Below are 20,691 nucleotides of genomic sequence, written 5' to 3'. Positions count from 1 at the left end.
TCTTGTAGCTATGAGCAAGCAGCCACCGGTGGATCCACAAGAGGCCATGGAACCGGTCCGCGCCCTTATCGGCGATCGGCTCCAGAACGAAGAGGATCGGTCCACCCGGGCCCTGGTGGTGGCTGGTCCTCCCCGCAGCGGCAAGACCAGGTTGGCTACTCGTGCCCTCCTGACAGGCATGGAACGCTTCGGCGACGGCGCCAGCATGGCTGTATCAGGTCGTACCGCGGCCGACCAGGTCAGCCGCCAGGTCATTCTGGAGCGGGGCAGGTCCGACCGCACCCGACCTGTGGGCACACTGCAAGCCCTGGCTTTTCGTCTGCTGACGAGGTCTCGGCTGGCCCGAGGAGGCCACGATCCGCTCTTGCCCAGACTGCTCAACGGCGCTGAAGAGGATGCCCTGCTCAGGCAGGTCATGACCGTCCATCTGGAGCATGTCCAGGCCGGCGACGACTGCGCGGTCTGCCGACTTCTGGAGCGCTACTTTCGCAACGGGGCGGGCTGGTCCTCCGTCCTGGTCGGCGACGGACAGGGACGAGTCGCAGGGGTCGCCGACAGGTTCATCGCCCAGTTGCGGGACATGTTCGCCCGCATGACGGAATTGGGCCTTGACAAAGGGGACCGGGACCAGCTTCTGGATGCTCTGGCCATCCAGCCCATGGACCCTGATCGCCGCGACCGGCTGGGTCTGCAGTGGCGGCTGGCCTTTGCCCTGGAAGATGAATACCGCCAGAGCATTGCCGAGAGCTATCCGGACGAGTTCCGTCTGGACCCCTCCATGCTTATGGTCGAAGCCTCTCGCAGCCTGGATGGGCTGGCTGATGACGACCTGCCTGACCTGCTGGTCGTGGACGACTGGCAGGACATCACCCTGGCCGGGATGGGCCTGTTGCAGGGATTGAACCAGGCTGGCTGCCGACTTCTTCTGGTGGGCAATCCCGACCAGTCGGTCCAGTCCTTCCGCGGCTCCTATCCGGAATTTCTGGCCACTCGCCTGACGGTCCTGTCCAAGCCCATGCCAGGCGCCGCTGCCCCCCTTCTGGCTCAGGACTTCGCCTGTCTGGATGCCGCCGAAGTGACCCTGAAACCCCGGAGGATGGTGGTTCCTGAAGCGGCCGCAGAACATACCGAAAGCGTCCAAGATCCGGATTCGGCGGCTCCAGGTTCATACGCCGATCTGGTGGCTGCCCGGGTCAGCCTGGGCATCGCCGGGGTTGAGGAGAGCGATACCCCCCTGCCTGATAGACCGGGCAAGCTGCCTGCCTGGCCCGGCGCCGGACCGGTGGCACCCCTGACTGCCGACAACAGTCTTATCAGTGACGACAGCGTGCAGACCAGGCTCTTCCACACCCCCGACCAGGAGGACGACGATCTTGTCTGGCAGATTAAGCATGAGTTCCTGGCCAACAAGCGTGACTGGAACGACATGGCCGTCATCGCTCACGACAACACAACCCTGCGCACCCTGGGCCGCAAGCTGCGCGTCCAAGGTGTGCCGGTGCGCTTCTCCTCAGTGACCCGTCCGCTCAGCCAGGAGCCTGCCATCCAGGGTCTCTTTGCCCTGGTCGAGCTGGCCCAGTCGGTACTGGACCCTGACACCATCGGCAGCGCCCCGGACGATCCTGCCCAGGTGGCCGCCTGGATCCGTTCGCGCCTGCGCACCCTGATGGCCGGACCGCTCTTCCGTGTTCCTGCTACTGCCGCTCGTGCAGAGCGTCCCGTCAGGATGGAGCGCCTGGAGTCCATCATGGAGACCATGGCCGCTCTGGCCCCCTTGTCCGGTGAGCAGGGGAGCGGGGCGGACTCATCGGGCTCCTTGGATGACCTGCCTCTCCTAGGACAGTCCTGGCGGAATTGGGTCGAGGACCTGGCCCGGCGGCGTGCTGAGCGGGATCGTTCATCCGGCATCAGCGTCGACGATTCCCTGCTGACCAGGCATGATTCCTCCCAGGAAAGGGGCGGGTCAGATCCCTTCTCGACTGCCTCGGCCCTCGACCAGCCAGTGGATCTGGGCGACCGGGATGCCCAACGGCCAGCCATTTTGTCTGTTCAGGCCTTGGAGACCCTGCTGGTTCTGGATCCGGATGGCCGATCCTCGGGAATCATCCTGGAGGCCATGACCGCCATCGCCGGAGGTCGCAGGGAGGATCCTGACGTTCAAGTCCTGGACAAGGCCCTGCAGGTTCTGCGACTGACCGCCAGCCGCATCAGCGCCCTGGAGGACCGTCAGCCTCAATACGTGCTCTGGGAGGCCTGGCGGAGCCTGGACCTGGCCGATGACTGGCAGCGGAGGGCCCTGATGGCCACCCAGGAGGGGGAAGAGGCCAATGACCGTCTGGACGCGCTCATGCGGCTCTTCCAGTACGCTGCTGGCTCCCGTCGTTTCCCCACGGTTGAGGCCTTCATGGATCAGGTGCGTACCATGCAAATCGAGGCCGACTCCTTGGCGCGGATCGGGCCCATTGAGCATGCCGTCACTCTGACCACGCCCGCCGGCGCAGCCGCCTTGGCCACTGACTGGCCCTTGGTCTGGTTGCCCGCCGTTCAGGACGGGGTCTGGCCCAACCTGATTCCCCGCGACACCATGTTCGGGGCCGAGGAGCTGGCCGACCTGGTTCTGCATGACCGCATCGGCGACCCCCTGGCGGACACGCTCAGCCACGATCCGGCCTTGCGATCCATCCTCTACGCCGAGAAAAAGGGTTTTCTGGAGGCGCTGACCCGGGCGCGGACCCAGGTGCGCATCAGCGCGGTCTGGAACGATGACCTGGTTCCATCGGACTTCCTTTACGGCTATCTGCCCGAACGCTATCCACGCACCGCCGATATGAGCCAGGCGGAGTTCAGCATGGTCGGCGCTGGCTCAGGCGGCAGTGAGCGCTATGGAGGGCTGGAGGTGTCTCCCAGGGGCCTGACTGCGGCCGCCCGGTCCATCCTGGCTGTCCAGGCGTTGCTTCCGCAGGACCAGGTCGACCGTGACCGAGTGGACGATGCCGTGCAGACCCTGCGGTTGCTGGCCGACCAGGGCCAGGATTCGGCCGATCCCAGGCATTGGCCCTTCCTCTATGACCAGTCGGCATTGAATCTGCACGTTCCAGACGGACAGTCCACGGTTGGGCCGGCTTCAGACCGGCATGCCACAGACGAGCAATCTACGGTTGGACAAGCTCCGGATGAGCATGTCCCGGATAGAGGGATTTCGGTTGAGCAGGCCGCTGAGTCAAGGGCCGTGACAGCAGCCTCAGGTGTCGCATCGGTTGCTGAATGGGATCGTGCTTCCCAGCCCTCGTCTGCTTCCTTCAATCACGCTACACAGGCGGGCCGAACCCACGACCATGACAACCGCCGTGACCATCGCCATGAGCACCAGTCCGGCCGCCAGGTGGTTCTCCTTTCGCCGTCGGCGGTCGACGCAATCTGGAACTGCCCCCTGGAGTGGGCTTTGGGAGACCAGTTCTCCGGTCCATCCCCCTCCAGAGTGCCCACCGAGTTCGGCTCCCTGATCCACAAGGTGGCCAGCGAGGGCACAGCCCAGGGTCTGGACCGTCCCGGCCAGGGTGATCCGGACGCTCGCCAGCAGCAGGTGCGGGATGCGCTTCTGGACATCTACCAGGAGCTGGCTCCTCAGGAACAGCGCCTGCGGGACCCCGACGAACTCTATGACCAACGCGGCCGCAGCAGCCGGGTGGAGTCCATCCTGGACAACCTGGCCTCTTATTTCGTTCGCTCCTCGGATTCCGAATACGGCCTGGGGGGCAAGAGTCCGGTCCCGGTCGGCGACCTGCTGGGGGTACAGAGCGAGCGTTCCTTCGACGTCAATATGTCCGTGGAGGATTTGGTTCCTCTTTGGAAGGCCACCTTCCCTGAAAGTCCTCTGGATGCCGACGGGCTCTTTGCCCTGATGTCCGGCCTGGTCGACGGCTTCCCCGCAGCCCTGGATGCCAGGACGACGGTCAGGCTGACCGGCCGCATCGACCGTCTGGAGGTCAGGTCCCTGCCCGAGGGCATCCGTCTGCGGCTGGTGGATTACAAGACTGGCAGAGTCCCCTATACCCAAGGGCAGCTCTTCAACGATCTGCAGCTGATCTGCTATCAGCTGGGACTGGCCTTCCCACCCACGCACGGCAGCAGTCCGGAGGTGGGAGCGGCCTGGAGTCTGTCCCAGGCCCCCGACCTGGAGAGAACCGAGGGGATGAAGCTGAGCCAGTCCCTGCTCTTGCAGCTGCAGGCCCCGCCCAAGGATGTGCAAACAGGGCTGCGCCGGGAGGAGATAGCCTACCAGCCGCCACTGTTCGAGCGTGACAGGCTGGTCACTATTGCTCAGCCCAGAACCGGCATGCCTTCCCCGCTCAAGTCCAAGGCCGAGCCTGCGGACCTGCCTGATCAGGTTCCCCCTGGGGTGGATGCGGACCTGTGGGCCATGGTCCGAGCCGCCCGGGTCTCCTCCCAGGCTGTATGGGGGCTGACCATGATAGCCAGGGTCTTCTTCGCTGCCGGGGTCAAGCTGACGGCGGGCCGGGATGACGCGGTCTTCGACCCTGCCCGTTGCCGTCGGGCCGGCAATGGCCAGGAATGTCAGGCATGGCAACTGGTGGCGCCCAATCTACTGGAGGATCAGGAATGAAGCAGACTGCCGAACAGTCCGCCATCGTCGATGCGGATGTCAACGAGGATCTTCTGGTGGTGGCCGGCGCCGGCTCGGGCAAGACTATGACCATGACCAGCCGAATCATCGCCCTGATCCGTCGGGGAGTGCCCTCCGAGCAGATACTGGGGTTGACCTTCACACGCAAGGCCGCCTCCGAGCTCCAGTCCAGGGTGGGGGCGGCGGTCATCCGACGCGACCAAGGCAGAGGCGCTTCGGGCGTGGACCCCGAACGCAACTTCCTGAAGCCGACTGTGTCTACCTATGACGCCTTCTTCCAGTCCATCGTGCGCCAGTACGGCCTGCTGGTGGGCATGGACCAGGACACCCGTCCCCTGAGTTCGGCCGGGGCCTACCAGCTTGCCTCTCAGGTGGTCGCCGACCATCTGGATCTGATCTTTCCCGCCGGTTCATCGGCACAGGATGGAGACTCCGACGACCTGGGCTCGGCGACCTTCTCGACCACCGTCAACCGAGTCCTGGGGCTGACCGGGGCGGTGACCACCTCCATGATCAGCAGCGACTGCCCGGATTTCGACCAGGCTATGGAGCGGATCCGCGCCTGGGACCGCGCCTTTGTGGATCGTGCGGACCAGTTGATCGGCGACCAGCCTGTGCCGGATGACGAGCCCAGGGTCAGCGAGACGCCGCCCAAGCGAACCAAGAAGGAGACCGACGAGCACTATCAGGGCAAAATCAAGGACTTCCAAGATAAGCGGCAGAGCATTCGCCTCTATCGGGTAAATGCCATGCGACGGGCGGTTCTGACACGCGAGAAGCTGCTGACCCTGGTCCAGGACTACCAGAGGGCCAAGCGCCAGGCCAACATGGCCGAGTTCGGCGACTTCACCCTGGCCGCCTTTCAGCTGGTCGACCGTTTCCCATCCATCAGTGCCCAGCTACGACGCCGCTACAGTCACGTTTTTCTGGATGAATACCAGGACACCTCCACCACTCAGGCCCTGCTTCTGGCGGCCATCTTCCATCCGCAGAATCGGCAGGAGGATCAGAGGAGCGCGGATCAGGCTCCTGGCAGATCGGCCGTGACTGCCGTGGGCGACCCCTTCCAGTCCATCTATGCCTGGCGCGGAGCCAGTCCTGGGGCCTTCCGCACCTTCCAGGCCCAGTTCGGCATGCTGGCCGACCGACCCGCCTCCGGCAGTGGTCCCATGTCTGGTGTGACCGCCTTTGGGCGCTCGCAGGACCAGGATCCGCTGACCCTGTCGCGCACCTTCCGCAATTCCAGCTGGGTGCTTAAGGCCGCCAACCAGCTGACCGTCCCCCTGCGCCATCGGGGCCAGGAGAGCCGGTCGGAAGCGGAACTGCGCGAGGTGGACGTGGCCAGGCTCCGTCCCCGTGAGGACGCCGACCCGGGCACCGTGGGCCTCTTGGGCTACAGCACCGGCGGCCAGGAGATCGATGGCGTGGTCAGGTTCGCCCTCAGAGCACGCGAGCTCTATGGCAATCAGGGTGATGCGCCGCACGTGGCCGTTCTCTTCCGCTCCAAGGCTGCCCTGCCCAGGTACCGCGAGGCCATGGAGGCTGCAGGGCTGAGCTGCCAGGTCGTCGGGTACTCCTCCCTCTTTGACCGGCCCGAGGTTATGGACCTTAGAGCCCTGCTCTCTCTAGTCTGCGATCACACCGACAGCGATTCCCTGATGCGTCTGTTGGCCTCGGCCCGGTTCGGCATGGACGCGGCCGATCTGAGCGCTCTGGCCTCCCTGGCCGCCAAGGTCAATGAGGACAGCCAATACCGGGCTCTTGTCCGGGCCGGTCTGGTCGAGTCCGACCCCGATCCGCGCCGCCGTCGCGAGGATTTGCATCGTTACCGTGACCAGGTCCCCAATGATGTCTTCCTGGTGGATCTGCTTCTGCGCGACGACCTGCCAGACCTCTTGAAGAGCTCAGGGCTCTCCGCCAGGGGGCAGGTCCTGGCCGCTGAGGCTGCCCGGGTCATCTGCCAGGTCCAGGCCGAGTCCTCGGCCCCCCTGCGCCAGGTGGTCATCGCTGCCATCCGTGCCCTGGATCTGGACGTGGACCTGGTGCTGGCCCGCACACTGGCCAATCCTGAACGTCCTCTGGAGCCCAGCCAGGCCAAGGCTGGCATCCAGGCCCTGCTGGATCAGGTGGATGTCTACCTGTCCGAGTTGCCCCAGGGCCTAGGGCCCAGCCTGCGTGGGTTCGTCTCCTGGCTGTCCTCACTGGATCAGAGTCCCGAAATGCCTGCTGACGGGAATGAACGACAGGCCGACGTGGCCCTGATGACCGTCCACCAGGCCAAGGGTCTGGAGTGGGATGCCGTGGCGGTGGTCGGGCTCAAGCGTGGAGCCTTTCCCAGCAGCCAGGGAGACCGGCTCACGGTCAAGCCCGCCTTGGACCAGCCGGTGGTCCAATCCACGGACGGCCCGGTCTACCAGTACAACTGCACGGCCCGTACCTGGTTGGTCGATCCCCAGTCTGTGCCGGTGCCGGTGCGGGCTGATGCCATGATCCTGCCCCGTTTTCCACACGACGCCCCCCTGGGAGCTGACCCTGGGGATCTGCTGGGTCGGATGGACCTGGCGGGCTTGGAGGAGGAGGCCATGGGCCTGTCTCGTGAGAGCGGGCTGGACGATCAGGCCCACCCGGTGCGTGCCGATGCCATTGCCCCCTCTCAGCGAGAACAGTATGGCCGACGGCTGCTGGACGATGAGCGGCGGCTGATCTATGTGGCGGCGACCAGGGCCCGGCATGACCTGCTGCTGACCTTCAGCCAGGATTCCCAGGCGGAGTCTGCAGCGCTGAACACGCCGGCACCGGACCCGGATAAGGCTTCCAACTTCTGGACCGAACTGGTGGAGCTCTTCCAGGAAGAACCCGATGCGGTCAAGCTGGAGCACGCAGAGGATGCACAGGAGGGCGAGCCAACGCCGCCCTTGGGGCTCTTTGTCGGTGAGAACGCCCAGTCCTACCGCCGGGCTGTCGTCGACCGTGCCCTGGAGGAGGTGGACCAGGTCGCCGCCCGAGACGGCGAGCGGGATCAGGTGCTCTGGCCTCCTGTTCTGAGTGCGCGGACCCGTGAAGCCTTGGATCGCTCGGTCGCCTGGGTGCGCGCCGGGGAACCAGGCGACCACGAAATCCCTGATGAGGGCGATGACGGGCTCTACGCCAATGCGGTCCGCGTCCTGCAGGTCAGCACGGGTCGCCTAGGGGTGGCAGACGACCAGTTGCTCACGGATCTGGATCTGCTGCGGCGCACCGGCCGCCGAATCCTGGGACATGGGACTAGCAGCGTCACCGCCATCCAGGCCAGCTCGGCAGGGGGCGATCCCAAGATGGAGAGGGATTACTGGCAGGGGCTGGTCAGACCCATACCCCGGGTGGCCTCCCCGCAGGCCGAGGCTGGCACCCGCTTCCACGACTGGGCCAGGCGCTTCATCCTGCCCGAGATTTCCGCCCCTCAAGGACTGGTGGACCTGCCTGATCAGGCGGAAGCACCGAACCTGCTCGATGGTCCGCTGGGCCCTGGGGCCATGGCTGAGCGGGCCCGGATGCTGGCCGGGCTTGACCAGGAGCGGGAGTCCCTGGATCCCAAGGCCGATCCCGTGCAGGCCCGTCTGCTGGCCTGGGAGCGGCGGCTGGCTGGTTCTGACTGGGCCCAGCGCACTCCTGTCTGGGTGGAACGGCCAATCGTGGCGGTGTTGGCTGGCTCTATCGTCAAAGGCAAGTTGGATGCGGTCTTCGCAGGTGGACTGGACCCTGATCGCCCGGATCTGCGCTACACCATCGTGGATTGGAAGACCGGAGCCCGACCTCACGGAGAGGAGTCGACCAACCGCCGTCTGGTCCAGCTGGACTTCTACCGGCTGCTCCTGTCACGCTTGGAGGGTATCGGCCTGTCGACCATCGACGCCTGCCTTTATTATGTAAGCGAAGACCAGCCCCAGGATCGACTCATCAGGGCCCGTGCCAGGACCGAAGAAGAAATTCTCACATCCCTGGCCGAGGGCATACCCGAGCAGTCGGACGAGGACTGAGTCTGTGGCAGACCCCGCCAGACAAGGGCGATGGGTGCCGCGCATCAGCAATCATGAACAGCAGGCGATCGGCAGACGGCCAAAGACCGTCGTGGGGCCGCGCACGCCCGAATGGAGCAATGAGACAGATGACTACGTCCAGTAATCGCGACCAGGCCTCCCGGCGGAGGGGGAGCGTGGAAATAAGACCCATGGTCTGGGCGGACATGCCCGACCTGGTGGGGACCTTTGATGCCACCTGGAAGGTGCAGGAGGATCCCGAGGGAACTGTGTCCCGGCTGAGCGCCGCGCATTTCATCCTGCATTATTTGGTGGGTACCACCAGGGCTCGGATAGCTGTCGATGGGCAGGACTTTCTAGGGGTAACTTTGCTGGCCGAGGGGCGTGGCGAGCTTTGCTTCCCCAAGGCTGAAGAGGAGCTGGAGCGAGTGGACCGGCAACTGTCTGCAACGACCTTGGGCGCCCATACCCTGGACCGGGCCCGTCAGTGGCAGCTGACCGAGGTCAGACTGGAAAAGCAGTGCGGGCTAGCCGTCCCGCCCCAGGCTGAACTGAGGCTATTCCTGGTCTCCAGCCGTGCCCGTGGACGCGGCGTGGGCGGCGCCCTATGGCGGGACACCTTGGTGCATCTGGACCAGGCGGGCATCGAGCGCTTCTATCTGCACACGGACTCCTCCTGCGACGTGGGCTTCTACGACCATCAGGGCATGGAGCGGCTGGCCGAGCTCAAGGGGCGGGACCATGCGGCCTTCGCCGGGCGCGACCCCTCGGACGATCCACAGTTCTTTGAGGGTATTGACGACATCTTCATCTACGGAGGCCGTGTGAGCGACCAGCTGGGCAAGGACGGTGATCATGGCGGCCGCTAAATCACCCTTCCTGCGCCTGTTCACCTACCCGGGCGCCGCCGGTTTCTGCCTGTCGGCCGTTCTGGCCCGTCTGCCCCTGGGCATGATGGGTCTGGGCATCGTGCTGGCCTTGAACCACATCTATGACAACTGGACTTCGGCCGGTCTGATGAGCGCCGTCTACACGCTCTGCGCGGCCCTGGTCACCCCCTTCTACGCCCGTCTGTTCGACCGGTTCGGTCAGCGTCGGGTCGGGGTGACCGCCCTGATCGTGCAGGCTCTGGCCATTCTGGGTTTCGCCGTGGGTGCCATGCGCCGGGTTCCCCTGGGAGTGCTCTTTGTGCTGGCCGCCCTGATGGGCCTGACCCAGTTCGCCTTCGGAGCCCTGGTGCGCACCCGCTGGGCCTGGGTGCTGCGCGACGACAAGACCAATCTGCTCAACACCGCCTACGCCCTGGAGTCGGGGCTGGACGAGTGCGTCTTCATCCTGGGACCCATCCTTTCCGCCTACCTGGCCACCTCGGTCAGCCCGGTTTCCCAGCTCTATCTGCCTGCCCTGGCTCTGCTGGTCGGTGGACTGACCTTCTTCGCCATGCGTTCCACCGAGCCTCCGGCCGTCGTTCGCATGGAGGCGGTCAACCAGTCGGCAGCGGATCATTCTCCGGTGGATGCCCATGGGGAGGTCCTGCCAAGCGATGCTGAAGGCCACCAGGGCTCTCGCTCGGCTCTGGTCTATCCGGGCATCCTCCTGCTGGTGGTGATCTTCGTCGTCTTCAACATGAGCTTTTCTGCGGTGGACGTCTCGGTGACCGCCCTGACCAAGTCCATGGGCCGCGAGGGGGCGGTGGGCCTGCAGCTGGCCCTGTTCGCCTTGGGCTCCCTGTGCGGGGCGCTGATCTTCGGCTCAGTCAGGCTCAAGGGATCCCGCTGGCGCTATCTGGCGACCTTCCTGGTGCTGCTGACCCTGGGCTATGTGGTCTTCCGCCTGGTCATGGACAACCTGGTCCTGCTGGGTCTGGCCGAGGTGCTGACTGGCTTGTGTGTTTCGCCCATCTTTGCTACCGGCAACTTGATTGTGCGCGAGAACGTGGATGCCCGGGCCCTGACCGAGGGGCTCTCCTGGCTGTCCACCGGCGGGTCCATCGGCACCTCCCTGGGATCCACACTGGCCGGGGTCGCCCTGGATCAGTTCGGGCCGCACGGCGGCATGACCATCCCGGCGGTGGTCACTTGCTGCGCTGTCCCCCTGGCACTGCTGGGCTGGGCCAGGAGCCGCGGGAGGGGTATGGTCGTGGAAAAGACCGAAAATGCTGAGTGAAATGAACAGTCAAGAAGGAGGCAGCCGATGATCCGCGTATCGGTGCTGGGTGCAGGCGGACGCATGGGAACCGAGGTGGTGCGTGCTCTGAATGTCGCGCAGGATATACAGACGGCCCTGCTGCTGGGCCCGGATGACGATCCGGCGGCGATCAGTCCGAGCAACACGGATGTGGCGGTCGACTTCACCAGCCCCGATGCAGTCCTGGGCAACACCCTGACCTTGATAGGGCAGGGGGTCCACTCCGTCATCGGCACCACCGGCTGGACCAAGGAGCGTCTGGACCAGGTCAAGCAGGCCTTGGACGAGCATCCCGGGCTCAGCGTCTTCATCGCTCCCAACTTCGCCATCTCTGCAGTGCTGGCCGACCGGTTCGCAGCAATGGCGGCCCGCTACTTCGAGTCGGCAGAGGTGATCGAGATGCACCATCCCGATAAGGTCGACGCCCCCTCCGGCACTGCCCTGGGGACCGCTTCCGCCATTGCCGAAGCCCGTCGCAAGGCTGGCATGGGTCCCATGCCCGACGCAACCCAGCAGCCTGATGCATCTAGGGGTCGGGTGGTTGACGGTGTCCACGTCCATGCCGTCCGGCTGCGGGGACTCAACGCGCATGAAGAGGTGCTCATGGGCAACCCCGGCGAGCAGCTGACCATTCGCGCAGACAGCTTCGAGCGTGTCTCCTTCATGCCCGGAGTCCTCCTGGCCGTGCGCCGTGCTGGAAGCATTCCAGGACTGACCGTGGGCCTGGACCACTACCTGTTCTGATATCCACAAGAGCGTCCCCATCTGCAAGTAGCGTGAAGGTATGACCGAGACCGTTACCCATCTGCTTCCGCCTGCACCCTTCGGACGGGTGATCCCCGCCATGATCACGCCTATGAATAAGGACGGATCCGTGGATTATGGGGCTGCCGCCAATCTGGCCCGTACCCTGGTGGCCGATGGGGCCGACGGCATCCTGGTCAACGGCACAACAGGCGAGTCTCCCGTCACCCACATGGAGGAGAAGGTCAACCTGGTCAGGGCCGTCAAGGATGCCGTTGATGTGCCCGTCATCTCCGGAGCGGGATCCAACGACACGGCGCACACGGTACGCATGGTGGAGATGACCCAGGAGGCCGGGGCCGATGCCCTGCTGGTGGTCATGCCCTATTACTCGCGGCCCTCCCAGGATGGGGTGGTGGCCCACTTCCGTTCGGTATGCCAGTCGGCTCAGCGACCGATCATTCTTTACGATGTGCCCGGACGGACCGGACTGCACGTCGAGCTGGACACCTACCGGCGCCTGGGCGATTTGGATGCGATCACCGCCGTCAAGGATGCCACGGGCGACTTGGCCTCCATGCCCCGCAAACGCCAGGAGACCGGCCTGACCTGGTACTCAGGCGATGACGGACTCTACCTGCCCTTCCTGGCCTTGGGCGCGGTCGGCGTCATCTCGGTCATTGCCCATGTGGCATCCGGACCTATGAAGCGTCTGGCTGACGACTTCGATGCTGGCGACCTGGATGGCGCAAGGGATCTGGCCGTGCGTCTGGACCCGCTGGTCCAGGCTCTGAACGGCCAGGGGCAGCAGGCCGTCATGGCCAAGGCCGCTCTGAAAGCGGCCGGCAGACTGGACCAGACGGCCATGAGGCTGCCCAATCTGGGTCCCGATGAGGACCAGGTGGCTCTTGCCCGCAAGGGCATGAAGGCTGCCGGGCTGATCTGAATCAGTCCTGAAAGCGACGTCGCCCCTGTATAGGCAGGGGCACAGATGATAGAAACACAAGTGACTATGGCAAGAAAACAAGAAGAATCAAACACGACCGGCAAGAGCAGAAGTCGTCGGTCCTCCTCCAAGAATGGCAAGCAGGGGTCAAGCAGGTCCCGGGGCGAATCCCGCAACCGTCGCAACGGCGCCATCGCCCGCGGTAAGGGCACCCAGACCGAGCAGCATCTGGTAGCGCCCCCCAAGTATCGCAAGGGCTCCATGCGCATCGTTCCCTTGGGTGGCCTGGGCGAAATCGGCCGCAACATGAATGTGATCGAGTACAACGGCCACATCCTGCTGATCGACTGCGGCGTGCTCTTCCCTGAAGAGGAGCAGCCGGGCGTGGATCTGATTCTGCCTGATTTCAGCTACATCAAGGACAAGCTGGATCAGGTGGATGCCCTGGTGCTGACCCACGGGCATGAGGACCATATCGGCGGCGTGCCATACTTGCTCAAGCTGCGTCCGGACATTCCCCTGATCGGATCCAGGCTGACCCTGGGATTCGTCGATGCCAAGTGTGAGGAGCATCATCTCAAGCCCACCAAGGTTGAAGTCAAGGGCCGTGACAAGCTCAAGGTTGGCCCCTTCAACCTGGAGTTCGTGGCGGTCACCCACTCCATTCCCGATGCCTTGGCCGTCTCCGTGCGCACCCCGGCAGGCCACATCATCGACACCGGCGACATGAAGATCGACCCGCTGCCTCTGGATCACCGTCTGACCGATCTGCGCGAGTTCGCCAAGCTGGGCGAGTCCGGCGTGGACCTGCTCATGGTCGATTCCACCAACGCCGAGGTCCCCGGCTTCGTCAAGCCCGAAATCTCCATCGCCCCCGCCCTGGACAAGGCCTTCGCCGAGGCCCAGCGCAAGATCATCGTGGCATCCTTCTCCAGCCACGTCCACCGGGTGCAGCAGGTGGTCGATGCCGCGCACAAGTTCGGCCGCAAGGTGGTCTTCGCCGGCCGGTCCATGGTCCGCAACATGTCCATTGCCTCCGACCTGGGCTACCTGCACCTGCCCGAGGACACCGTGGTCGACCTCAAGGACGCCCACAGCATCCCCGATGAGAAGATCGTCTACATGTGCACCGGATCCCAGGGCGAGCCCATGGCGGCTCTGGGCCGCATCGCAGACGGGACCCATCGCGACATCACCATCAACGAGTTCGACACGGTCATTCTGGCCAGCTCGCTGATCCCCGGCAACGAGCACGAGGTCTACAAGGTCATCAACAAGCTGGTGCGTCTGGGTGCCAAGGTGGTCAACCGCGACAACGCGGCCATCCACGTCTCCGGCCACTCCGACGAGGGCGAGCTGCTGCACTTCTACAACATCGTGCAGCCCAAGTGCGCCATGCCCATCCACGGCGAGAACCGGCACCTGGTGGCCAACGGCCTGATCGCCGTCAAGACCGGCGTAGATCCGCAGAACGTGGTCCTGGCCGAGGATGGCGATGTGGTGGACCTCTACCATGGCCAGGCCGCCGTGGTCGGGTCCGTGCCTTGCGGATACGTCTATGTGGACGGCGACTCCGTTGGCCAGCTGACTGACGACGAGCTTGAGCAGCGCCGGATTCTGGGCACCGAGGGCTTCGTCTCCGCCTTCGCCGTGGTCGACACCGAGACCAGCAAGGTCGTTTCCGGCCCCAAGCTCTACCTGAACGCCGTGGCCGAGGACGAGAGCGAGTTCAAGTCCATCAACGTCCAGATAGTCGATCAGCTTGAAGATGCCATGTCCAAGGGAACCACCGGCACCTACCAGCTCCAGCAGATGATGCGCCGCACCCTGGGCGGCTGGATCTCACGCAAGCTGCACCGTCGGCCCATGATTGTGCCCGTGGTGGCCGACATCGCCACCGACGTGCAGTCACAGGACTGACCATCGTTTCCTGCAACTGATACCGAAGGCTCCGGCCGTCCATCTGGGCAGCCGGAGCCTTCGGTGTTATCAGTAGACAGCAGCGCTTACATGCTCACGATGGTCTTGACGTGGTTTCCGTGTCCTCACGCAGCTGGCGGAAGCCCTTGTCCACGATGTCCTCGACGGTACCCGAGACCTCATGGCCGAAGACCACCGGTAGGGTCTCTCACGTCAGCGGATGGGGATGGTTGGGCGAATTCCTGCTCCCGTTGACCGTCCCGCCATAGTAAAGATGAACATTGGAACCGCAGATACTGGTGAAGGCGGGATGAATCTTGATGGTTCCCGGCTTGCGCCCAGGCTCGGGCACGTCCTCCAGACGTACAACTTCCTTGCCGTAGTACATCAATGCTTTCAGATCGCATATCCTCTCTGATAAGCGTGTACGACCCTGCGGGCGCGTGACGCTCTCTCGTTGGAGACTGCCCAATTTCCACGTTACCGTGGGTATTCGGCCAAAGTGATGGGAGTTTCGGCCAGAACCTCACCGCCCTGGTCGAAGTCGAAGTCGCCCAGCCAGTGTCCGAACCTGCTGGGTCCCTGACCGCACCAAACCACACAGGCGCTCCGGTCAGCCTGTCCGCTCAGCAGACGGTTGGCAGTTCCGGTCACCCTGTCGTTGCCCAGACGGTAGTCCAGGAACTTGCCGTCCCCGTAATGGCGGGCCACCCGCTTACGCTGCTCCTGGCCCAGCACCCGCCAGGGGTCGGCGGCGCAGAAGACCCGGGCGGGCAGGTCCTGCTCCGCCGCCTGAATCAGGGCGAGGCCTCCGCCCAGACTATGTCCGGTAAAAAGCACCCCGCGGTCGGTTCCCGCCTTGTGCCGGGCCAGGTCAAGCGCCTGCCTGGCCAGGATGCCTGCCTGCTGTGTCTGTCCCGGCTCCCCATTCAGCGGCGGCAGGAAGCAGGTCAGCGCGGCATGGATGTCGTGGCGGGGGTCGTCGCGCAGATTGGTGCCGGCATAGACCACGACCAAATGGGCATAGTCCGGACCGTTTTCCATGTTCTGGGCGGCAATCATCCCCTCGAAGCCGTTTTCGGGGCAGTAGCGTGAGCGCAGCACCCAGTAGCTGCCCAGGGTCGGATCCTCGAACCAGTGCAGGCCCGGCCGGGTCTTGACGTCCCCTCGACCGATCCCGTAGGAGTACTGGCAGAGCATGTTGAGCTGCTGTGTGGTAAACCCGGTCCGGACCTGCATGACGCTCCCTTTCCGCCAGACTCATAAAGCATGGACCATGAACAACCGCCTGGAGGCCTGACTATTCCCGTCCGGACTGCGCCGTGAGAAAAGAGGGAAACCGTCCCGCTGGCCCGTCGACTGGTGTCCGCATTAGACTTGACATGCCATATCCATACAGGACCTATGCCGATGCCGGTGGGGGCACCGACATCCATGCGCGAAAGGAAATTCATGCCCGGAGCCAATCTGACTCGTGTGGAAGCCGAAGAGCGAGCCGTCGTCGTATCCAATGTCAGCTACAAGGTCAATCTGGACCTGACCAAGGGGCCTGCAACCTTCCCCTCTACCGCCCTGATCGACTTTGATGCCCGGCCGGGGGAGTCCACCTTTGTGGATCTGATTGCCGACCAGGTCAGCCTGATCGAGCTGAACGGCCGGCGTCTGGACCCGGCCCTGGCCTTCAGGGACGACCGGATTGAGCTTACCGACCTGAGCGAGCACAACCAGCTGCGGGTGGAGGCCCTCTGCCGGTATTCGCGCACAGGCGAGGGTCTGCATCGCAGCGTGGATCCCTCGGATGGCAACGTTTACCTATACTCCCAGTTCGAGGTACCCGACGCCCGCCGGGTCTATGCGGTCTTCGACCAGCCGGACATCAAGGCCGTCTTCGACTTCACCGTGGATGCCCCCGCATCCTGGACGGTTCTGTCCAACATGCCTCCCGCCTCCCATCAGGCCCTGGACAGCCGCACCGCCGAGGGAACCCTGGAGAACGGCCGTACCGAGGGCGTGACCCGTTGGGTCTTCCAAACCACCCCGGTCATGAGCTCCTACCTGACCGCTTTCGCCGCCGGACCCTACGCCCGTTGGACCAGCGAGTACCATAACGAGGACGGCCGGACCATCCCCATGGGCCTATACTGCCGCCAGGCGCTGAAGGACTCCCTGGACGGGGATGCCGAATACCTCTTCGATGTGACCAAGAAGGGCTTCGCCTTCTACGCCAAGACCTGGGACCTGCCCTTCCCCTGGGCTAAGTACGACCAGATCTTCGTGCCCGAATACAACGCGGGCGCCATGGAGAACATCGGCCTGGTCACCTTCCGTGATTCCTACGTCTTCGAGTCCAAGGCCACCGGGGCCCAGATCAACCGCCGCGTGGAGACCGTCCTGCACGAGCTGGCCCACATGTGGTTCGGCGACCTGGTGACCATGAAGTGGTGGAACGATCTGTGGCTGAACGAGTCCTTCGCCGAGTTCATGTCGACCCTGGCCACTGCCGAGGCCACCGAATGGACCGACGACTGGGCCACCTTCTGCTCCGGGGAGAAGAGCTGGGCCCTGACCGAGGACCAGCTGCCCACCACCCACCCCGTGGTGGCCCCCATCCGCGACCTGCATGACACCGAGGTCAACTTTGACGGCATCACCTACGCCAAGGGCGGTTCCGTGCTGAAGCAGCTGGTCGCCTACGTGGGCCGTGATCGCTTCTTCCAGGGCATCCACAACTATCTGACGGCCCATGCCCACGGCAACGCCACCCTGAAGGATCTGCTGACCGAGCTGGAGAAGACCAGCGGCCGCGACCTGGGCAACTGGTCCCGGCTTTGGCTTGAGGAGGCCGGCATCACCACGCTGACCAGCCAAGTGCAGACCGACGAGCAGGGGACCATCACCGCCATGCGGATTGACCAGACCGCCCCCGAGGAGCATCCGGTCCTGCGTCCTCACCGCCTGGCTGTGGGCTTCTATGACGAGGACCAGTCCGGCAAGGTGGTGCGTACAGACCGGTTCGAGCTGGATCTGGACGGCCAGGGAGCCGAAGTGCCCCAGGTCGTTGGCAAGAAGCGTCCGGCCCTGATTCTGATCAACGATGACGACCTGACCTACGCCAAGCTGCGTCTGGATCAGGACTCCCTGGAGTATGCCACGCAGAACCTGTACCGGATCGAGGACCGTCTGGCCCGGGCCGTGGTCTGGCTCAGCCTGTGGGACATGACCAGGGATGCGCAGTTCCCTGCTGAGCGCTTCATCAGCCTGAGCTTGAAGGCACTGGCCACCGAGCACCAGTCCACCACCTTCCGCTACGCCCTGTCTCAGATCTCCACGGCCGCCCACCACTTCACCGCCTCCCGCCGCCGTCAGCCCATGCTGCAGCTGGTGGCCAGCACGCTCTGGGATCTGGCCATGAAGGCCCAGCCCGGTTCGGACGAGCAGTTCCAGCTGGTCCGCGCCTACCTGGGCTACGGAGACGACGCCGACTTCGAGGACCACGCCCGGGGTTTGCTGAGCGGTGACCTGAAGCTGGAGGGGCTGACCATCGACAACAACACCCGCTGGCTGATCATCCACGCCTTGTCTGCCCACGACCTGCTGGCTGACGGTGAGATCGACCGGGAGCTGGCCGCGAAAGACACCACGGAGAACCGCGAGTTCGCCATGGGAGCCCGGGCTGCACGTCCGACTTCCGAGGCCAAGGCCTGGGCCTGGGATCAGGCTCTGCACAATGAGGATCTGACCAATTCGCAGATCGAGGCCTTAGCCGACGGCTTCTCCGGTTCAGGGGACCAGGAGCTCTTCGCGCCCTACGTGGACCGCTTCTTCGCAGCCGTGGACGAGGTCTGGACCCAGAAGACCTTCCACATCGCGGAGACCCTGCTCAACCCCCTGTCGGCAGGCGGACTCTACCCGACCAAGGCCGACCCGGCCGCCCTGGTCAAGGCGGGCGATGCCTGGCTGGCCGACCATGCTGAGGCACCCAAGGCCCTGCGTGGGATGATCATCCAGAACACGGAGTCCTCCAGACGCATACTCAAGGTCCGCGAATACAACGAGCGTCTGCGCTGAGTATTCTACCCGCCCCGGCCCAAGTGGCGACGGGTCAGGGGCGGGGTCATAATGAATCTGTTGCCTGCATTCAGGATGGTACGTTCGGAGGAGAGCAAATGCCCAGATTATTCGGTACCGATGGTGTACGCGGTTTAGCCAACAGAGACTTGACTGCACAGCTGGCCCTTGATCTGGGCGATGCAGCTGTCCGGGTCCTGGGCCGTGGCGCGGATCGGTCCGCGGGCCGCCGACGGGCCCTGATCGGCCGCGACACCCGGGTCTCCGGGGACTTCCTGGCCTCGGCCCTGGCCGCCGGCATGTCTTCGGGCGGCTTCGACGTGATTGACGTGGGCATCATCCCCACTCCGGGCATCGCCTACCTGACCAGCGTGCTCAACGTGGAAATGGGCGCTGTCATCTCCGCCTCCCACAACCCCATGCCGGACAACGGCATCAAGTTCTTCGCCCGGGGCGGGTTCAAGCTCCAGGATTCCAAGGAGGACGACATCGAATCGGTCCTTGGCCAGGACTGGGAGCGCCCGGTGGGAGAGGGCGTGGGCCGCGTCTCCCATGACACGGTGACCGCCACCAACATGTATATCGACCATCTGGTGGAGGCCGTGGCCCCTGTCGCCCCTGACAAGACCCAAACCAAGCCATTGGACGGTCTGCGGATCGTGGCCGACTGTGCAAACGGAGCCACCTCGGTGGTGGCCCCCGAGGCACTGCGCCGGGCCGGTGCGGACGTGGTGGTCATCAATGCCTCGCCCGACGGGTACAACATCAACAAGCACGCCGGTTCCACCCACCCCGAGCAGCTGCAGGCCATGGTCAAGGCCTCGGACGCGGTCATGGGCGTGGCCTTCGACGGGGATGCCGACCGCTGTCTGGCCGTGGACGAAGAAGGAAACATGGTCAACGGCGATCAGATCATGGGCATCCTGGCCCGCGCCAAGCAGCGTGAGGGCAAGCTGGCCAACGATACCCTGGTGGTCACCGTCATGAGCAACCTGGGACTCAAGTTGGCCCTGAAGCAGATGGGCATCGTCACCGTCCAGACGGCTGTGGGCGACCGCTACGTCCTTGAGGAGATGCTGCGCGGAGGCTATACCCTAGGCGGCGAGCAGTCCGGTCACGTTATCAACCGCGAGTTCGCCACCACGGGCGACGGAACCCTGACTGCCTTGACCCTGGCCAAGGAGGTCGTGCGTTCAGGCAAGAGCCTCAAGGAGCTGGCTGCCGACTTCCCACAGCTGCCCCAGCAGCTGATCAACGTCTCCGGTGTGGACAAGAACGCGGCCCGCACCAATGCCAAGGTCCAGGATGCGGTCGAGGCGGAGGAGCGGATGCTGGGCAGCACCGGCCGGGTCCTGCTGCGGCCCTCGGGCACCGAGCCTCTGGTCAGAGTCATGGTCGAGGCGGCCACACAGGAGCAGGCCGACCAGGTCTGCCAGCGGCTGGCCTCAGTCGTGGCCGACGAGCTGGCCATCTGAACCGACGACCCAGGAAAGGCGGAATCATCCATGTTCGGCAGAAAGGCGGCCTTCGACGCCGATCTCAACCACCGGGTGGAATCCATGCTGGCCGAGGCCGGCAAAGAAGAGCTCCTGCCTATTGTGCAGATGGGCGAGCCCGTACTTCGTCAGCAGGCCCAGCCCTACAAGGGTCAGTTGGCAGCCAAGACCCTGAACAGGCTGCTCAAGGCCATGCGGGCCACCATGCTTGAGGCACCGGGCGTGGGGCTGGCAGCACCTCAGGTGGGCCTGGGCTTGGCAGTCGCCGTCATAGAGGATCATGTTCGCGAGGACGAGGATGATCCGCGTCAGATCGACGAACTGCCCTTCAGGGTCATCATTAACCCCTCCTATGAGCCTATCGGGCAGGAGACTGCGTCCTTCTACGAGGGGTGCCTGTCCCTGGAGGGATTCCAGGCGGTTCGTCGGCGCTGGTTGGACATCACGGCCAGCTGGGAGGACCGTTCCGGGCGCAAGCACCGCCAGCGCATGCACGGCTGGCCGGCCCGCATCTTCCAGCATGAGACCGATCATCTGTCAGGCGAGGTCTACATCGACAAGGCCGAGATTCGCAGTCTGTCCTCCGACGAGAACCTGAGCGAGTATTGGGCCTACGACCCGGTCCCCACCGAGGCGGCAAGGGAGCTGGGCTTCACTATCTGAATCCTG

At 64.5% G+C, this 20,691-nt stretch carries 12 protein-coding genes; 10 read left to right on the top strand and 2 right to left on the bottom strand.

The features are described 5' to 3' along the window. Positions 1–10 precede the first annotated feature (10 nt). The 7 genes from CI603_RS01375 to CI603_RS01345 all read left to right on the top strand — a co-directional run bounded on the left by CI603_RS01375 (position 11) and on the right by CI603_RS01345 (position 14,458). Positions 11–4,624 carry a PD-(D/E)XK nuclease family protein gene (locus tag CI603_RS01375; protein ID WP_220702244.1) on the top strand — a complete coding sequence of 1,538 codons (4,614 nt, stop codon included), beginning with the start codon at positions 11–13 and terminating at the stop codon, positions 4,622–4,624. Continuing rightward, positions 4,621–8,661 carry an ATP-dependent DNA helicase gene (locus tag CI603_RS01370; RefSeq protein WP_121912744.1) on the top strand — a complete coding sequence of 1,347 codons (4,041 nt, stop codon included), beginning with the start codon at positions 4,621–4,623 and terminating at the stop codon, positions 8,659–8,661. The genes CI603_RS01375 and CI603_RS01370 overlap by 4 nt, the downstream gene beginning before the upstream one ends. 128 nt (positions 8,662–8,789) lie before the next feature. Continuing rightward, positions 8,790–9,530 (top strand): N-acetyltransferase, encoded by a 741-nt coding sequence (locus CI603_RS01365; protein WP_183122191.1) that lies wholly within the window; start codon positions 8,790–8,792, stop codon positions 9,528–9,530. Continuing rightward, a complete protein-coding gene (locus CI603_RS01360) occupies positions 9,517–10,827 on the top strand; it encodes a sugar MFS transporter (protein ID WP_121912742.1) in 1,311 nt (436 codons plus the stop codon). The genes CI603_RS01365 and CI603_RS01360 overlap by 14 nt, the downstream gene beginning before the upstream one ends. Positions 10,828–10,854: 27 nt before the next feature. Continuing rightward, positions 10,855–11,592 carry a 4-hydroxy-tetrahydrodipicolinate reductase gene (gene dapB / locus CI603_RS01355; protein ID WP_121912741.1) on the top strand — a complete coding sequence of 246 codons (738 nt, stop codon included), beginning with the start codon at positions 10,855–10,857 and terminating at the stop codon, positions 11,590–11,592. Between the two features lie 40 nt (positions 11,593–11,632). Next, positions 11,633–12,538, top strand: a complete 906-nt coding sequence (dapA, locus tag CI603_RS01350; protein WP_121912740.1) for a 4-hydroxy-tetrahydrodipicolinate synthase — start codon at positions 11,633–11,635, stop codon at positions 12,536–12,538. A gap of 66 nt (positions 12,539–12,604) precedes the next feature. Then, complete coding sequence (locus CI603_RS01345; RefSeq protein WP_121912739.1) at positions 12,605–14,458, top strand: ribonuclease J; 1,854 nt, start codon at positions 12,605–12,607, stop codon at positions 14,456–14,458. Between the two features lie 208 nt (positions 14,459–14,666). On the opposite strand, the gene CI603_RS01340 is transcribed toward CI603_RS01345, so the two are convergent. Beyond that, positions 14,667–14,846 carry a hypothetical protein gene (locus CI603_RS01340; protein ID WP_121912738.1) on the bottom strand — a complete coding sequence of 60 codons (180 nt, stop codon included), beginning with the start codon at positions 14,844–14,846 and terminating at the stop codon, positions 14,667–14,669. A 92-nt stretch (positions 14,847–14,938) separates the two neighbouring features. Continuing rightward, positions 14,939–15,697: a hypothetical protein gene (locus CI603_RS01335; protein WP_121912737.1), complete on the bottom strand. Its 759-nt coding sequence runs from the start codon at positions 15,695–15,697 to the stop codon at positions 14,939–14,941. 213 nt (positions 15,698–15,910) lie between these two features. On the opposite strand from CI603_RS01335, the gene pepN reads away from it, so the two are divergent. The 3 genes from pepN (at position 15,911) to CI603_RS01320 (ending at position 20,685) form a co-directional block, all read left to right on the top strand. After that, complete coding sequence (pepN, locus tag CI603_RS01330) at positions 15,911–18,526, top strand: aminopeptidase N (RefSeq protein WP_121912736.1); 2,616 nt, start codon at positions 15,911–15,913, stop codon at positions 18,524–18,526. A 98-nt stretch (positions 18,527–18,624) separates the two neighbouring features. Then, positions 18,625–20,001 (top strand): phosphoglucosamine mutase, encoded by a 1,377-nt coding sequence (glmM, locus tag CI603_RS01325; RefSeq protein WP_046322570.1) that lies wholly within the window; start codon positions 18,625–18,627, stop codon positions 19,999–20,001. 30 nt (positions 20,002–20,031) lie between these two features. Continuing rightward, positions 20,032–20,685 (top strand): peptide deformylase, encoded by a 654-nt coding sequence (locus CI603_RS01320; RefSeq protein WP_121912735.1) that lies wholly within the window; start codon positions 20,032–20,034, stop codon positions 20,683–20,685. Positions 20,686–20,691 lie beyond the last annotated feature (6 nt).

Source organism: Bifidobacterium sp. wkB338, from assembly GCF_003688325.1.
GTDB lineage: Bacteria > Actinomycetota > Actinomycetes > Actinomycetales > Bifidobacteriaceae > Bombiscardovia > Bombiscardovia polysaccharolytica.
This window is presented reverse-complemented; position numbering and strand designations above follow the sequence as displayed.